Raw genomic sequence first — 1,728 nt, forward strand, 5'->3', positions numbered from 1 at the left:
GGCGAGGCAACGCCGTACTTGTTTTTGTTAATCCACTATAAAGTGCCGCGTGTGTTTTTTTATGGCGTTTTAAAAAGCCGAGACTGCATCCGGGCAGCAGCGCATCGGCCCGCACGAGGTCTGCGCTTGAATTGTGTTGTAGAAACACAACGTTTTTTGAAAAAATAAGCTATTGTTTTATATCAAAATATAATCATTTTTAAAATAAAGGTTGCGGCATTTATCAGATATTTGTTCTGAAAAATGGTTTTTTGCGGGGGGGGGGGTATAATTGAAGACGTATCGGGTGTTTGCCCGATGTTTTTAGGTTTTTATCAAATTTACAAAAGGAAGCCGATATGCGAAAAAAACTTACTGCCCTCGTATTGTCCGCACTGCCGCTTGCGGCCGTTGCCGATGTCAGCCTGTACGGCGAAATCAAAGCCGGCGTGGAAGGCAGGAACTACCAGCTGCAATTGACCGAGCAGCCCTCAAAGGCTCAAGGTCAAACGAACAATCAGGTAAAAGTTACTAAGGCAAAAAGCCGCATCAGGACGAAAATCAGCGATTTCGGCTCGTTTATCGGCTTTAAGGGGAGCGAGGATTTGGGCGAAGGGCTGAAGGCTGTTTGGCAGCTTGAGCAAGACGTATCCGTTGCCGGCGGCGGCGCGACCCAGTGGGGCAACAGGGAATCCTTTGTCGGCTTGGCAGGCGAATTCGGTACGCTGCGCGCCGGTCGCGTTGCAAATCAGTTTGACGATGCCAGCCAAGCCATTGATCCTTGGGACAGCAACAATGATGTGGCTTCGCAATTGGGTATTTTCAAACGCCACGACGATATGCCGGTTTCCGTACGCTACGACTCTCCGGACTTTTCCGGTTTCAGCGGCAGCGTCCAATTCGTTCCGGCTCAAAACAGCAAGTCCGCCTATACGCCGGCTTATGTGGATGAGCAGAGTAAGTATCATGCGGCTGTTGTCGGCAAGCCCGGATCGGATGTGTATTATGCCGGTCTGAATTATAAAAATGGCGGTTTTGCCGGGAACTATGCCTTTAAATATGCGAGACACGCCAATGTCGGACGTGATGCTTTTGAGTTGTTCTTGCTCGGCAGCGGGAGTGATCAAGCCAAAGGTACCGATCCCTTGAAAAACCATCAGGTACACCGCCTGACGGGCGGCTATGAGGAAGGCGGCTTGAATCTCGCCTTGGCGGCCCAGTTGGATTTGTCTGAAAATGCCGACAAAACCAAAAACAGTACGACCGAAATTGCCGCCACTGCTTCCTACCGCTTCGGTAATGCAGTTCCGCGCATCAGCTATGCCCATGGTTTCGACTTTATCGAACGCGGTAAAAAAGGCGAAAATACCAGCTACGATCAAATCATCGCCGGCGTTGATTATGATTTTTCCAAACGCACTTCCGCCATCGTGTCTGGCGCTTGGCTGAAACGCAATACCGGCATCGGCAACTACACTCAAATTAATGCCGCCTCCGTCGGTTTGCGCCACAAATTCTAAATATCGGGGCGGTGAAGCGGATAGCTTTGTTTTTGACGGCTCGCCTTCATTCTTTGATTGCAATCTGACTGCCAATCTGCTTCAGCCCCAAACAAAAATCCGGATACGGAAGAAAAACGGCAATAAAGACAGCAAATACCGTCTGAAAGATTTTCAGACGGTATTTCGCATTTTCGGCTTGGTTTGCACATATAGTGAGACCTTTGCAAAAATAGTCTGTTAACGAAAT

Annotated in this window: 1 protein-coding gene; it reads left to right on the forward strand. The window is 49.0% G+C overall.

All coding sequences use genetic code 11. The annotated features are described in order from the left end of the window. Positions 1–338 precede the first annotated feature (338 nt). Positions 339–1,499, forward strand: a complete 1,161-nt coding sequence (locus tag HMPREF2959_RS09765; protein WP_002227217.1) for a porin — start codon at positions 339–341, stop codon at positions 1,497–1,499. The last annotated feature ends 229 nt before the right edge of the window (positions 1,500–1,728 follow it).

The sequence above is a fragment of the Neisseria sp. HMSC070F02 genome (assembly GCF_001814225.1).
Classification (GTDB): Bacteria; Pseudomonadota; Gammaproteobacteria; order Burkholderiales; family Neisseriaceae; genus Neisseria; species Neisseria meningitidis.

Excerpts from the sequence above, each read along its gene's own strand:
- HMPREF2959_RS09765 (WP_002227217.1), top strand. The coding sequence starts at position 339 with ATGCGAAAAAAACTTACTGCCCTCGTATTGTCCGCACTGCCGCTTGCG.